This window comes from Mesorhizobium sp. Cs1299R1N1, from assembly GCF_037179655.1.
GTDB classification, from domain to species: domain Bacteria; phylum Pseudomonadota; class Alphaproteobacteria; order Rhizobiales; family Rhizobiaceae; genus Mesorhizobium; species Mesorhizobium salmacidum.
This window is the reverse complement of record NZ_JAPYKR010000002.1, coordinates 627,294-640,269: the sequence shown is the minus strand read 5'-3', so window position 1 is coordinate 640,269 and position 12,976 is coordinate 627,294. Positions and strand designations below refer to the sequence as shown.

Annotated in this window: 13 protein-coding genes; 7 read left to right on the top strand and 6 right to left on the bottom strand. The window is 58.1% G+C overall.

Annotated features, from left to right (window positions below; translation table 11 throughout):
• Window positions 1-207 precede the first annotated feature (207 nt).
• From O7A70_RS06415 to O7A70_RS06395, 5 genes are all read left to right on the top strand, one after another.
• Window positions 208-1,305 carry an ABC transporter substrate-binding protein gene (locus O7A70_RS06415; RefSeq protein WP_337139624.1) on the top strand — a complete coding sequence of 366 codons (1,098 nt, stop codon included), beginning with the start codon at window positions 208-210 and terminating at the stop codon, window positions 1,303-1,305.
• 39 nt (window positions 1,306-1,344) lie between these two features.
• Complete coding sequence (locus tag O7A70_RS06410; protein WP_337139623.1) at window positions 1,345-2,112, top strand: ABC transporter ATP-binding protein; 768 nt, start codon at window positions 1,345-1,347, stop codon at window positions 2,110-2,112.
• Window positions 2,105-2,905, top strand: a complete 801-nt coding sequence (locus O7A70_RS06405; RefSeq protein WP_442921163.1) for an ABC transporter permease — start codon at window positions 2,105-2,107, stop codon at window positions 2,903-2,905. Before O7A70_RS06410 ends, O7A70_RS06405 begins: the two co-directional genes overlap by 8 nt.
• A gap of 360 nt (window positions 2,906-3,265) precedes the next feature.
• Entirely contained in the window at window positions 3,266-3,988 is a 723-nt protein-coding gene (locus tag O7A70_RS06400; protein ID WP_337139621.1) for a winged helix-turn-helix domain-containing protein, read from the top strand.
• Window positions 3,989-4,868: 880 nt separating this feature from the next.
• Window positions 4,869-5,573 (top strand): Crp/Fnr family transcriptional regulator, encoded by a 705-nt coding sequence (locus O7A70_RS06395; RefSeq protein WP_337132400.1) that lies wholly within the window; start codon window positions 4,869-4,871, stop codon window positions 5,571-5,573.
• 331 nt (window positions 5,574-5,904) lie between these two features.
• Here the strand turns inward: O7A70_RS06395 and O7A70_RS06390 are convergent, their stop codons facing one another.
• Window positions 5,905-6,600: a conjugal transfer ATPase VirC1 gene (locus O7A70_RS06390; protein ID WP_337139620.1), complete on the bottom strand. Its 696-nt coding sequence runs from the start codon at window positions 6,598-6,600 to the stop codon at window positions 5,905-5,907.
• A 356-nt stretch (window positions 6,601-6,956) separates the two neighbouring features.
• Between O7A70_RS06390 and virD4 the strand changes: the two genes are divergently transcribed.
• Window positions 6,957-8,915: a type IV secretion system ATPase VirD4 gene (gene virD4, locus O7A70_RS06385; RefSeq protein ID WP_337139619.1), complete on the top strand. Its 1,959-nt coding sequence runs from the start codon at window positions 6,957-6,959 to the stop codon at window positions 8,913-8,915.
• 184 nt (window positions 8,916-9,099) lie between these two features.
• Here the strand turns inward: virD4 and O7A70_RS06380 are convergent, their stop codons facing one another.
• The 4 genes from O7A70_RS06380 to O7A70_RS06365 all read right to left on the bottom strand — a co-directional run bounded on the left by O7A70_RS06380 (window position 9,100) and on the right by O7A70_RS06365 (window position 11,341).
• On the bottom strand, window positions 9,100-9,285 hold the full coding sequence (locus O7A70_RS06380) for a hypothetical protein (protein WP_337139618.1): 186 nt from the start codon (window positions 9,283-9,285) through the stop codon (window positions 9,100-9,102).
• 174 nt (window positions 9,286-9,459) lie between these two features.
• Window positions 9,460-9,651 (bottom strand): hypothetical protein, encoded by a 192-nt coding sequence (locus O7A70_RS06375; protein WP_337132397.1) that lies wholly within the window; start codon window positions 9,649-9,651, stop codon window positions 9,460-9,462.
• Window positions 9,652-9,741: 90 nt separating this feature from the next.
• The gene (locus O7A70_RS06370) at window positions 9,742-10,110 is read right to left on the bottom strand and encodes a hypothetical protein (RefSeq protein ID WP_337139617.1); all 369 of its coding nucleotides are present in this window, start codon (window positions 10,108-10,110) and stop codon (window positions 9,742-9,744) included.
• A 346-nt stretch (window positions 10,111-10,456) separates the two neighbouring features.
• On the bottom strand, window positions 10,457-11,341 hold the full coding sequence (locus O7A70_RS06365; protein WP_337139616.1) for a hypothetical protein: 885 nt from the start codon (window positions 11,339-11,341) through the stop codon (window positions 10,457-10,459).
• Window positions 11,342-11,464: 123 nt separating this feature from the next.
• On the opposite strand from O7A70_RS06365, the gene O7A70_RS06360 reads away from it, so the two are divergent.
• Complete coding sequence (locus O7A70_RS06360) at window positions 11,465-11,629, top strand: hypothetical protein (RefSeq protein WP_337139615.1); 165 nt, start codon at window positions 11,465-11,467, stop codon at window positions 11,627-11,629.
• A 394-nt stretch (window positions 11,630-12,023) separates the two neighbouring features.
• On the opposite strand, the gene O7A70_RS06355 is transcribed toward O7A70_RS06360, so the two are convergent.
• Window positions 12,024-12,875 carry a hypothetical protein gene (locus O7A70_RS06355; protein ID WP_337139614.1) on the bottom strand — a complete coding sequence of 284 codons (852 nt, stop codon included), beginning with the start codon at window positions 12,873-12,875 and terminating at the stop codon, window positions 12,024-12,026.
• Window positions 12,876-12,976: the final 101 nt, after the last annotated feature.

The following is a 12,976-nucleotide window of genomic DNA, read 5'->3' as shown; positions in this document are numbered from 1 at the left end:
AATTTGAGCAACGGAGAATCGCAGCTAGCTGCTGCGACCTGCAAGCCTGCATCCAACGGAGATGTAGAACGGTTGAAATCAATGGTCCCGCCGGAACATCACACCGCATATGGATCGAACGGACCAAGCGGCCATTTGAGCGAGGCAGCAGAGCGGCAGGCGTAACAAATCGATGCAGGTCCTTCGGTCGCCTGGTCGCGCCCGGGCATGCGCAGCGGCTCGATACGCCGGCCACCAGCCAGACACAAAAGAACCGCTCTTGAAAGGACGTGGAACGTGACCAAGCTCGCGATTAACCGCCGCCAGGCAATTGTCGGTCTCGGCGCAGCCGGGGCTTTGACCTTGCTTGGCCGGCCGGCCTTTGCTGCCAGCAAGGTGAAGCTTGGTGTGATGCGTCTCGCCAGCCATGCCCCCAGCTACATCGCGCGCGAGCGAGGCTACTATAAGGACGAAGGGCTGGAGGTCGAATTCGAGTTCTTCGAGGCAGCTCAGCCGATGGCCATGGCGATTGCCTCGGGCGACGCCGATTATGCGGTTACCGCGATGAGCGGCGGACTCGTGAACCTCGCCGGAAAAGGCGCAATCAAGGTGATCGGCGGCGCGGTATCTGAGGAGAAGGGTCTCGTCGGCGCTATCATCCTGGCCTCCGAAAAAGCGTACCAGGCCGGTCTTACCACGGCGAAGGACCTGAGCGGCAAGAGCTTCGGCGTCACCACGGCCGGCTCCTCCTTTCATTATATGTGCCACAAGATCGCGGAAGCGAACGGCATCCCGATGTCGGAAATCAGGCTGCGCCGGCTCCATAAGGTCGGTGCAATCGTTGGTGCGCTGGGCACCGGCCAGATCGACGCTTGGGCGATCCAGGGCAGCATCGCCAATGAGATGCTGGCCGAAGGCAGTGCCAAGCAGATCGGCCTCGTGTCCGACTATGCGCCCGACTATCAGGTGACGACAGTGGTAACCTCGACAAACAACGCCGCCAACGAGCGGGAGAAGACCGAAGCCTTTATCACCGCCCATTCGAGGGCGATCGACGACTACAACGCTGCCGTCGTAGACAAGACCGCCACACCGGAGGAAGTGGATGAGGTGGCCAAGATCATCCACAAATATGTGGACTCTGACCATCCGTTCCCGGCCGCGAAGAAAATCTTCGTCGGCAGCGCCATGCGAATCAACAAGGGATGTGCGCTTACACTCGAGTCCGCGATGAATCAGCTTGTCTGGCTCAAGGCGGAGAAAATGGTGAGCGAGACGATCAAGGCACAGATGCTCTTCGATATTTCTTACGTCGAGACGATCTGACCCCCTCCGCCGGCCGGCTCAGGAGGCGGGACAGAAGATATGGAACTGCTGCTAAAGAATGTCAGCCACCGCTATGGCCCCGTAGAGGTTCTGAGCGATCTCTCGCTTAGGATCCCACGGGGCGAGATCATGTGCATCATCGGCCCGTCGGGATGCGGTAAATCCACCTTGTTGCGCCTCCTGGGCGGGTTGGAGCGTCCGACAGAAGGCATGGTGCTGCAGGTCGGAACGCCGCCCGCTGAATCGCTCAATCCTCTTACCTACGTGTTCCAGCATCTCGCTCTGCTGCCGTGGCGGACCGTGGAAGGCAATGTGAAGCTGGTACTTGAGGATCACAAACTGCCGGCGAAGGAGGTCGAGCGGATCGTCGCCGACGTCCTTGCCCGCACGGGACTCTCTGAGTTTCGCGCCACTTTGCCGAAGCAGTTGTCGGGGGGCATGCGTCAGCGCGTTGCGATTGCGCGCGCGTTGGCGGTCAGTCCGGCGGTGATGCTCATGGACGAACCGACGTCGGCCCTCGACAGCCAGACGCGCGAGCTTCTGATGGATGATCTCGTCTCGCTGTGGACGCGTCAGCCCTTTACCGCCGTCTATGTCACGCATGATTTGAGCGAAGCCGTGCGGCTGGGACATCGCATTGTCGTGCTTTCCCGTCGCCCCGGAGCCATCCACGATATGCTCACAATCGAGAAGCCGCTGGCCGAGAGATACGTCGGCGCTCCGGTTCTGGAGAAGATGCAGCTGCATCTCTGGGCCCTGATGAGAGATGAAGCAATGGCCGCCGATCAGGAACTGCTCGATGGCTGATATCATCGTAGTGTCACAGCTCGTAAAGTTCCGCGGCGGCTTCGCGCCCTCACGCGTCCCCCTTGTCGGTTTCTTCGTTGCCATCCTCCTGATTGGGCTGGCAGAGGTCGGCACCCGTACGGGCTTCATCTCGGGCCTGACGCTGCCTCGCCCCTCAGCGGTCTTCGAGACCTTCGTCCAGCTTTACCAGACCGGGCTGCTCTGGCAGCACTTGCTGCCATCGCTGCGGCGCCTCGCTGTTGGCGTTTCCATCGGCGTCGTGTTTGGCGTAGGGCTCGGTGTTCTGATTGGCTTGTGCAGCCTCATACGCGCTGGTCTCCTGCCTTTGGTCGCGGCGCTCTTTCCTGTGCCAAAGATTGCATTGCTACCGCTCTTCATTGTCTGGTTCGGTATCGATGAGGCATCGAAATATGCGCTGATCGCGCTGGGTACCTTCACCCCCACGGTGGTCGCCACCTATGCGGCGGTTGACAATGTCGACCGCAGCCTGATCCGGATGGGCCAGAGCTTTGGCCTCGCTCGGCTCTCGATTGTGCGCAAGATCATTCTGCCCGGAGCGTTTCCGGGTATCCTGTCAGGCCTGCGCGTCTCCATTTCGATCGGCATAACTCTGCTGGTCGCAGCCGAGATGCTTGGTGCCGAGCATGGCGTGGGCGCCTACATCCTGGACGCAGGAGCACTCTACAACCTGGAACACCTGTTTGCCGGGGTGACGATGCTTTCCCTCATGGGCCTGGCCGTCAATTGCTTTATCGGCTGCATTGAGCGGCATTTCCTGGCTTGGCGCCCATAGCCGGCAGGACTGCGATCGCAAGCGTCTCGCAACTGCACGGCGCTGCTCAGATCTTTACGAGCGCGACAACACATCACGGTTTTTGTCTTTCGGCAACGATCCGAAAACAAGCTGTTTTGGCCGATTTTCCACTGTTGGCCGCTCCTCCCCTTGTCCTCCGCTCCACGACACGCCGGCGCGCGCAGCGCCTCGTCCGCCGGCAATCGCGGCGGCGAGCTGTCGTAACCAAGGTGAAGTTCCATCGGTTACAGCAGCAATTCCCCGGTCGTGCAATCCGAGGCTGCTGCCGCGCTCAAATGGGCCTGGTCGGCAGCGGGTGTTTTTGAAGCGGCAAGGTGGGTTGGGGAATGGAGGCGATATATGAGCGAGGCCCGCAAAATCGGGAGCGTGCTTTTAGTCGACGATGTTCTCGCGCTTCTTCTGACCATTGAGGAACACGTGCTGCGCTGCGATTTGTCGACCACTGTGGCGGGGGGTGCGCATGGGGAAGCGTTGAAGATTTCGCAAAAGCTAAAGCCCGACCTTGTCATTGCCAGTTTGACTCTTGGCCAGGAGGACCCTGGGCTTTTGCGTGATCTGCGCAACCTTGGGGACGTCTCCGTTATTGTCGTTGAGAACCGCCGGGGAGAGAACGATATGGTCCGGCTTGAATCCGAGGCCGACGAGTGTCTGACCAGGGTGCGTGAGCTTTTGGTGCGTGTGGACTCACTGGTGAGGCGGCGTGTTGCCGGCCCTGTAGAAACACAGAGAAAGTCACAATCGGGAAAGTGGCTTTTCGGCGGATGGGAGCTACGCCTAAAAACGCGACAGCTGCGCGATCCTGCAGGTGCACTGGTCCCTCTAACGCAGGGCGAGTATGCGCTCCTGATTGCCTTCCTCGAGGTGGCAGAACGACCTGTGTCGCGAGAATACCTGCAACGGGCCACGCGCATTCACGGCGAGATCTCAGACCGCAGCATCGATGTCCAGATATTGCGCCTGCGTCGAAAACTTGAGACCGATGCGCGCGCCCCAAAGTTGATAAAAACCAAACGTGGCGTCGGTTACGTGTTCAGTATCTCTGCGAAGCTGCTGGAGATTTGACACCAGCCAGAGCCAGTGAATGCGCCATCGCTTTTACAGCAGAGCAAGAGGTGCTGGGAGGAGCGTGCGTGCCCCATATCCATCCATGGCGTGGATGGGATAAATCGAAACAATCGATTTTCAATAAGTTCGGAAATGAGGGAAAACAACACCGCCGGGCCTCGGTCTTTAACCGGGTTGGCGAACCCCACCGAAGATAGAAAGGGCACCCGCAACTGCCAGCAGTTCCATGTTGCCGCGATCACCACGTCCATTTGTGCCAACCAATGCCGAAGCCGGCCAAGCTCTCACGACGCATATCCGTGCGCCCGGCATGACGCAGTTGACCAGCCTCCCCGATAACCAGTTCCCTGTTACATGCGTTGAACGTCAATGCCACGACCATGGCGCATCTGGCCCCCCGGCAGACGGCAGCGGCAGGCGCAGCGAGACCTGCGGATGCCCGCTCTCAGCGCGGCAGGCCGGTTCGCAGAGCGGGCCAGATCCTGGAGCGAGCTCACAGGCCACGGCTCGGATCGGCCTTCGGGCGACCGAACAATAAACTGAAGCGGCACGTCGAAGTGGTGCAGGTCATTGCCGGTTGCCACGCTTGCCGGCGTCGATCAGGAGGCGGGCGTTAGAGCCTATGAGAGATGCGCTGAGGCGCCATCATCAACCAGGCCACAGACAAGAGCGCGCCACGAACCCATCCCAAGCCACAGCCACAGGTTAACTGGTCTCGTCCGGTTCGCCGTCGCCGCCTCAGGAGATCGATGATGCGTGACAACGCGTCGGCGCGAGAGTCGCTTTTTCTGGGAGAGGGAACGCCAACGATGCTCAATCGACGTGATCACCCAGAAGCGCGCGTCATAGGACCAATCATTTCCAGCGAGGAAACTACATGGCCGAGTTCGATAGAAGCGCTGCCTTCTGGCGTTCCTTTCCGATTTTTCGGGAGTTCGATGACAAGACCATCGCGGCACTCGCCGGAATTTCTACCTTTCGCAGGTGGCTTCCAGACACGGTGATCTTCCAGCGAGGCGATGAGGGCAATTACATGGTTGGAGTGATCTCTGGACGGATCAAGGTGTCGCTGATCACCCCACAAGGGCGTGAATTGGTCCTCCGGCAACTCGAAGCCGGGGATCTGTTCGGCGAGATGGCCATGCTAGATGACCAGCCTCGATCGGCCGATGCCACGGCGCAGGTCGCCTCCGAAGGTTTCGTCATTGCCAAGAGGCCATTTATGGACCTCATCAAACTTTCGCCGGGGGCGGCCAGAGCCACAATCCGCTATCTCTGCTCACGATTGCGGGGTATCACCGAGCAGTTGGAAACCATCGCCCTGTATCACTTGAATTCCCGGGCGGCCCGTTTTCTCCTCGTAACCCTGAGGCAGATCCACGGCAATGAGCTGCCGGTAAGGGCGGATCTGAAACTGCAGCTCACTCAGTCCGATATAGCGGGAATTTTGGGCGCAAGCCGGCCGAAAGTAAATCGGGCCATATTGGCGCTGGAGGAGGCCGGCGCCATCCGGCGCAATAACGGAATCATTGAATGCAACACTGAGCGCTTGCAGTGGATTGCCGAACCAAGTGAGTATTAGGTCTCGCCCAAGAAGGAGTTCCTTACGCCGATGGATTCTATTCAGGATCGCTACGGGGCGCAGTCATGAACGTCTCTGGCTCGATGTCACCAGCAACTGCATAGGCCTCGACTCCAGTGCGATCGATCAAGGTGCATTGCCGCAAGCTCAAAGTCCTTCTGCGGCAAAGCTTCGGCGGGTGTTGCGTGCTGGCCAGCTGCCATGTTTGGCTGGTGCCATCGTCCGGCGACAATCTGCATGTCGGCTGGCGGCTATGGGACCTTGATCAATCGAAAACGCGGCAAATCGATCCGTGACCCTTGTCGAAGCTATCGGCTTGCGCATTTCCCTGTCAGTCCTGCAACACCTTCTCGATGAATGCACTGATCATAGCGAGTTCATCCAATGCTCTCTGGCTGTGATGCAGCATCAGTCGCGTTGCCGGATCGTTGGCCATATTAGCGATCGTCATGTGCAACATGCCTCGCTCTTTCATCGCCGCGAAGGCGTCCCGCTCATGCATCGGGGTGTCGCACAGCGGCAGAACGTCCAACATCTCGTACGCGGCTCGTTGGGACACTGTCAGTCTGCCGATTGGCACTCGCTGGCGTAGAATGGCAGTATGTGCTTCCAGTCCCTCTGCCATTAACAGTTCGATGATGAAGCGGCACGTTGCTAGCGCTTCATCGATGTCAAGAGATGACAGCATAGCGGGTACCAGCAGGCAATCGGAACTGCCGATTATAGAGTTGTTCAAGTCGCTGGGACTGCCTTGGGCATCGACTAACCCATAGTCGAAGCCGCCAAGATCCGCCTGTCCATATGCATCCACCATTACGGGCAGATCGTCGGCCACGAATACCTCGCATTGCCGGTCCCAAGCGTCGTTACGAAGGGCATTTTGTTTCCACCTGGTGAGCGGGCGGTTTTGGTCAGATTCGAACAACGCAATCTTCTTTTGCTTGGAGGCAAGCGAGGAGCACAGACCCATTAACGCCGTTGTTTTGCCCGCCCCACCTTTAAATGAATAGCAAGTGATCAGCTTCATGCCGCAATCCGTCCGCGCCGAAAGCGCTCTGTGCAAATATCGTTCGGACAATATCAACAGCTTCGGTGAGATATAGCGATGTGTTCTGCAGCGCCTTGTTACCTTTGTAACCGTTATTTTGTACGCCTTCGGATGACGCACCGCTATGTATTCTCTTGTTCAGATTTTAAGTGAATGGCGGCGCGCTGGGTCTGCGCTGTTACAAGAGTAATCGCGGTCAGCTGAAATCCGCGAGACGATATATTTTGACTCTGAAAGAGGGCTGCAGCAGGTCGAACCAACTGCGGCCCGTAGGACCAGCTGGCAAGGTCCCTGTCCGGGGCTAGCAACGCTGAACATTGCCAGAGCACAGGACAATGGCACGCACGAATTTCAAGCTCACCACATTCTTGTTCGGCCTTGCGCTGTCTTTGCCCCTCGGGCTGATCTTCGCCAGCCTGTATGTTAGCCTAAGGGTCGGGCTCAGCGTCCGGGGACTCCGCGACTTCGATCTCCTGGCGTTCTGGTATGAAACACCCTTCTATCTCGGCTATGCCAGTGCGACGTTTTACACCTGCTTGATCATTGTCGGCATGACATCGGTGATCATCATGGTCGCCCTCACCGTATTCTTGGTTCGCGCCAAACACTTCGGAACGGCACGATGGGCGCGATTTGGCGAAATGCGCCAAAAAGGGTTCATCAAGCCCTACCGCCGCATCACTGGTCCCATATTCGGCAAAACGTCCGGGCCGCGCGGGTTTGGACAGTATCTCACCAATGGCGAGCAACCACACAGTTTGGTGGTTGCGCCCACCCGCGCAGGCAAGGGCGTCGGCGTTGTGATTCCAACGCTTCTGACCTTCGATGGCTCGGTGCTTGCGCTCGATGTCAAGGGCGAACTCTTCGAACTGACGTCGAGGGCGAGGTTGAAGCGCGGCGACCGGATCATCAAATTCTCGCCGCTCGACAGGCAAGGACGCACTCATTGCTACAATCCAGTGCTCGACATCGTTGCTACACCGCAGGAGCGCCGCTTCTCAGAAACCCGGCGATTAGCGGTTAATCTGATCGCGCCCAAGGGTAAGGGCGCGGAAGGGTTCATCGAGGGCGCGCGGGACCTTTTTGTCGCCGGTGTTCTGGCCTGCATCGAGCGTGGCACGCCAACCATTGGCGCCGTCTATGATTTGTTTTCGCAGCCGGGCGAGAAATACAAGTTATTTGCGCAACTCGCGGAACAAAGCAAAATTCCGGAGGCGAGGCGCATTTTTGACAACATGGCCGGCAACGACACCAAACTCCTCACCTCATACACATCCGTTTTGGGCGATGGCGGGCTGAACCTTTGGGCTGACCCGCTGATTAAGAACGCCACATCGAGATCGGATTTCTCCATTGGCAACTTGCGCCGGGACCCCACGACAATATATCTCTGCGTCAGCCCCAATGATTTGGAGGTGATTGCACCTCTCGTGCGGCTGTTTTTCCAGCAAACCGTATCGATATTGCAACGCACTCTGCCGGGAAAGGACGAGATTTTTGAGGTCCTGTTCCTCCTCGATGAATTCAAGCATCTCGGCAGGCTCGAAGCGATTGAAACCGCAATCACCACGATTGCGGGTTACAAAGGCCGCTTCATGTTCATCATCCAGAGCCTCTCGGCCCTGACCGGCGCCTATGAGCAGCCTGGCAAGGAAAATTTCCTCTCGAACACCGGTGTGCAGGTGTTCATGGCGACAGCCGACGACGAAACGCCCCAATACATTTCAAAAGCGATTGGCGAATATACCTTTCACCAAAGGTCAAAGTCTTTCAGCCCTCGGGAATGGCTAAGTCCTAATATCCATATGTCGGATCAAGGCGCGCCGCTCTTGCGGCCCGAGCAGGTGCGTTTGCTCGATGACAACAAACAAATCGTGCTGATCAAAGGCCAGCCACCGCTGCAGCTGGATAAAGTGAAGTACTATTGTGATCGTCACCTGAAGTCGATTTTCGCCAGCCAGACAGGTGCATTGCCCGAACCAGCGCCGATCCCGTTCATTGCGGAGATAACGACCTTCCCCGCAGTCGACAGAGGACCGTATCCAGCAGCAGTGACTGCGCCGGGCGATGCCGCGCAGCTAACTTCTAGCCTCGCCATTCCAGAGTCGAAGGGGGCGCCTATCGCCGCCGGTCCGTCCACGATGCAGGACACTGCCAAGCAGCCGCGGGGGACCCCTGCTCAGCGCGAGCTGCTGGCGCAAATAATTTCACTTCAGGAACTTGGCATTTCAGAGCACAACAGAATGAACTCTGAATCTGACCGTTCAATTCGGGGATTTGATGGGGCGGACTGATCATCCGATTGAGCTCTCAAGCCCCGCTTGCCCGAACTCGCGTGGCGGCCGGCCCTGAAGCGAGTTGAGAGGGATCAGAGGACTTGCTAGGGCGCCACGTGTCCTCAACGTCGGCGCAGTGAAAAGGAGCTCCGGATAGTTTGCCTCGACTACTCCACATTGCCCGATCTTTCAGCCCGACCGTTCAGTCGCCGTCCTCGAGATGGACATAGGAGATTTCCATGTCCGTTCTGTCCGGCCCGAGTTCCACGACGAAGCCAAGGTGTTTTTTGGAGGGCTTGGTGCGAACGGCCTTCAAGGCGTCGTGGCGATCCACGCTACCGCACACCGGACCGGTCCGCGCGACCACCCTTATATTCGTTTCGGCCATGCTGACTCAGCGACACCTGCTTTCGACGCGAAAGGTGGCCAGACCCTACCCGGCTGCCGTCCTATTCACCAATCCTTTACCATATCAGCACATGCTCATAGGTGGACATGCTGGTGTAGCTCGTACATGTCGAAAGCCCCGGCGCAGACCCAAGCGCCGGGGCTTTGTTAGTTCCTACATCCGGGTGATCGTATGCAATCCTAGCCGTAGCCGCTGGCCTTCCGCATAGGACAGCGCAAACGATTCCAGTTCAAATGATCGGGTAAGTTCTTGGCCGTCTTCGGTGACGCGGACGAACCACTCGCCACCGGCTTCCGCCACTTCAACACGAGCCGCCACATAGCGGAACGGAACCACGTTATCCATTGCGTGCCTCCCTAGAAGCAAGGGTAACGTCGGTTTTATAAGACCAGCAAAAACACTAGATCAAGTGAGATTCTGCGTCTGATTCCGTACCTATGGATTTCGAGCTGGCTGGCTATCGTCCGGCGCTCCAGTGATCTGGCTAACCGCCGCTTCGGCAAGTTTGTGACCCGCTAGCCTTTGAATGAACTGTTCGGCGTGCTCGCCCCATTCGGCAGGCGAGACATTGTTTTCGCGGACAGACTCCATGAACGCCTCGCGCAGCGCGTCGAGGTCGAAGATGGAAGGGCGTTGACTGTCCTTGCCTCGCATATACGGGAGTATGCCGGCAAAAGCCGGGTCTTCCAAGGGAGTGATGAAAATCCAGTTAATGCGACCTGTCGGGCTTGCGCCCCCAACGGTCCGCCATTGGCGGTTGGGCATGGCGATGGCGTATACGGTCGAGTTGACCGACGCCGACAATCAGATTCTCGTCGCCTTTGAAGATGATGGCCAGTGACCGACCGGGAGGGGAAAGGGAGCGTGGGAGGCGGACGGCTCGAAGCGGAGGAGCAGTCTGGGTGAGCCATCGCCGGAGCGCTGGCCGAGACGTGTTTTTGGCGCGAAGCTGCGACCGCGGCCAGAATCTGACCTGATCCTGTTACCCTCTCCCTACAGCGCTGACGGGTTGCAGCGCTGGCTCGGTAAAGTATGTCCTGCACGCCGGAGGCTCGTTGCGAGCCTGCTGTATCGACGCGACCGAGGTCGACCGCGAAGACGACCTCGGTCCGCTAGCGATTACACGGTCATCTTGGCCGCGGGCACGACCTCATCGTGTCAGGTCCCTGCTTCTGTTGGAACGCATGAGTTCCGCTCGAGCGCTATTGTAGGTTTCGCTAATGGAATCCCCGAGCTCCGCCATCGCATCCTGCTGCTGATACGAAGCGAAGTCCCCTGGCAGCTGATGGGCACGATCCTGAATTGCGTTGATGCGCGCGTCCAAATCCGGGTTTTGCGGCGCCGCCGCATGCCCGGCCGGCTGCACCTCAACCGCCGCATAGAAGGAAGCCAGTTCGGGATTCTGCGCAAACGCGGTGTTTAGCTGTTCTCGTTGATTTTCATTCAGATAGTCGCGGCCCATTTTCAGGGCCTTGGCCGTGTTGTTGCGGATGACGAAGTGCGCTGGACCGCCGCCCTCCTGCGTAAAAAGTTCTAGGGATCGATCCAGCAGGCGCGTCCTATCCAGTTGGCTGAGATCACCTATGCTTTGCCCTAGCTTGGATAGGGCGAGAGATTGGCGCCTTGGTTCATCGATAGCGAGGGTTCTGTCGACCACAGCAGTCTTCATTGGGGCAGTTTGAAACTTGAGGATTGGCCTGACAGCGCGGGTTTGATAGCGCGCAAAGAAAAGGTCGTCCTGCGGCACGACATTCTCAGGAGGCATTTCTGCTGCATAAAGGCGGTGCGCTGAATCTCCGAGCCGATTGAGCCGCTCGTGAAACTGCCCTGCACTGGTTCTCTCAAACTCGGTCCGGACTGAGCGGCTCGCCAGCCGAAGATTGGTAAGACGGTTTGCCGTCTCAACCGGATCCTCGGAGATTACACTTGCCGCCACTTTGCCCAATAACTCGCTTGGCATGTCAGTGAATCGTGCGGCGTCACCGCCGGTGCGGCTTGAACTTCCAGGTCTATCTCTACTTGTGTCGCGGTCCATTGCATGATGTCCTTAGGCCGTTTTTACGACTCGACGCTAGCATTCCGAAACACTCTGTCGAACTGATTCTTCGTTACACTTGAAATTTGGCCTGCAATGAGGATTTCGTGGGATCCAGGCCCCGTGAAGGATCATCATGATCGCGAATTTGTGGCTCGGGATGTGCTGTGTGGCATGTTTGAACGTGCCGACCGACACTGTGGCGACGTGCACCTCCTGGAGTGCCGCGTGATCGGTCTTGTGGTGAAGATCGCCGCACGCTGCGTCGACGCTCCGCCGATCACCTGACGGGCAAGGCCCTCTGCGTCTGTTTCCAGCGTTGCCGCCAAGGGCGTCGAGCCCGATTTCCTGCGCTATCGCCACTCGATGGACGTAGAAGCCGCCCAATTTTCGGAGTCAACGTGACTTCCAATGGGCGGCGAAAGCAGAGAGCGAGGCCGCTGACCTGGGACTGGAATTCACCTGATCCCTTTTGTCACGCCCGCACATCATACCCGCAAACCGGCAAGTGATGCGGGACGTCCACCTCGCCGTTCCGCTGATGGGCTTGACCTTCTGACCGAGCAAACTGCTCCGTCCACACCGAAGAAGGCTGCCCGCAAGGCTTAAGGGCCGAGGTCAAGCGCGAACCCGATCTCGGTCCGTGACCCGGCTAGCCGGTTAGCTTACCGCGCAGACCATTTCATCGTGTCCAGTCCCTGCTTCGGTCGGAATCCATGAGTTCCGCTCGCGCGCTATTGTAAGCGTCGTGAATGTCTTCCCCGGTCTCTGCAACTGTATTCTGCTGGTAATACGACCATTCTCCTGGCAACTGCTGGGCTCGAGCCTCAATGGCGTCGATGCGCCTGTCCAAGTCGGAATTTTGCGGCTGTCCCGCACGCCCGGCAGGCTCGCCAAGCGCATCGTGGAGCATCCCATACAATGGAAATGCGTCTAATCGCTCTCTTTGGCCTTCATTCAAATAATCCTGCCCTTTTTTGAGGGCTGTTACATAGTTGACGTTATGTTCGGCGGCGTTCGGACCTTGTGTAAGCAAATCGACTGTTCGGTCAAGAATGCGCGTTCTGTCAGCCGAGCTGAGATCGCCTATGTTGTCGGCGATATTGGACAAGGCGAGAGATTGTGACGTTCGGTCGGTCATTCCGAGGATTCTGTCGACTGCGGCAGATTTCATCGCGGCCGTTTGAAACTTCAGGACTGGCCCGACAGGGCAATAGCGCGAGTTGAATGGGTCGCTTATCAAGGCATTGCCAGGGGGCGGCATTGCTGCGGAATACACGCGCTGAGCTGATTCGCCGAGCCGATTGAGCCGGCTGTGAAATTGTCCTGCACTGCCGCCCTCCAAGTCGGAGCGTACTGAACGACTCGCCAGCCTGAGGTTGGTAAGGTTGTTTGCCGCTTCAACTGGATCGTCGGAGGCTACACCTCTGGCCACGTTGTCCATTAGTTCACGAGGCACATCGGTGAATCGTGTGGAGCGGCCGCTATCGCGAGCCGAATTTTCCGGCCTATTTCTACGTGTGTTGCGATCCATTGCTCAGAGTCCTTACGTTCATTTCTACTGGTCCAGGCTATCAGGCACGAGCGACCTGCCGAACTGATTTCGCGTTACGTTTGCAATCCTGCAGACCGGGG

Excerpts from the sequence above, each read along its gene's own strand:
- O7A70_RS06405 (WP_442921163.1), top strand. The coding sequence starts at position 2,105 with ATGGCTGATATCATCGTAGTGTCACAGCTCGTAAAGTTCCGCGGCGGC.
- O7A70_RS06355 (WP_337139614.1), bottom strand. The coding sequence starts at position 12,875 with ATGGATCGCAACACACGTAGAAATAGGCCGGAAAATTCGGCTCGCGAT.
- O7A70_RS06395 (WP_337132400.1), top strand. The coding sequence starts at position 4,869 with ATGGCCGAGTTCGATAGAAGCGCTGCCTTCTGGCGTTCCTTTCCGATT.
- O7A70_RS06390 (WP_337139620.1), bottom strand. The coding sequence starts at position 6,600 with ATGAAGCTGATCACTTGCTATTCATTTAAAGGTGGGGCGGGCAAAACA.
- O7A70_RS06400 (WP_337139621.1), top strand. The coding sequence starts at position 3,266 with ATGAGCGAGGCCCGCAAAATCGGGAGCGTGCTTTTAGTCGACGATGTT.
- O7A70_RS06375 (WP_337132397.1), bottom strand. The coding sequence starts at position 9,651 with ATGGATAACGTGGTTCCGTTCCGCTATGTGGCGGCTCGTGTTGAAGTG.
- O7A70_RS06365 (WP_337139616.1), bottom strand. The coding sequence starts at position 11,341 with ATGGACCGCGACACAAGTAGAGATAGACCTGGAAGTTCAAGCCGCACC.
- O7A70_RS06380 (WP_337139618.1), bottom strand. The coding sequence starts at position 9,285 with ATGGCCGAAACGAATATAAGGGTGGTCGCGCGGACCGGTCCGGTGTGC.
- O7A70_RS06410 (WP_337139623.1), top strand. The coding sequence starts at position 1,345 with ATGGAACTGCTGCTAAAGAATGTCAGCCACCGCTATGGCCCCGTAGAG.
- O7A70_RS06415 (WP_337139624.1), top strand. The coding sequence starts at position 208 with ATGCGCAGCGGCTCGATACGCCGGCCACCAGCCAGACACAAAAGAACC.
- virD4 (WP_337139619.1), top strand. The coding sequence starts at position 6,957 with ATGGCACGCACGAATTTCAAGCTCACCACATTCTTGTTCGGCCTTGCG.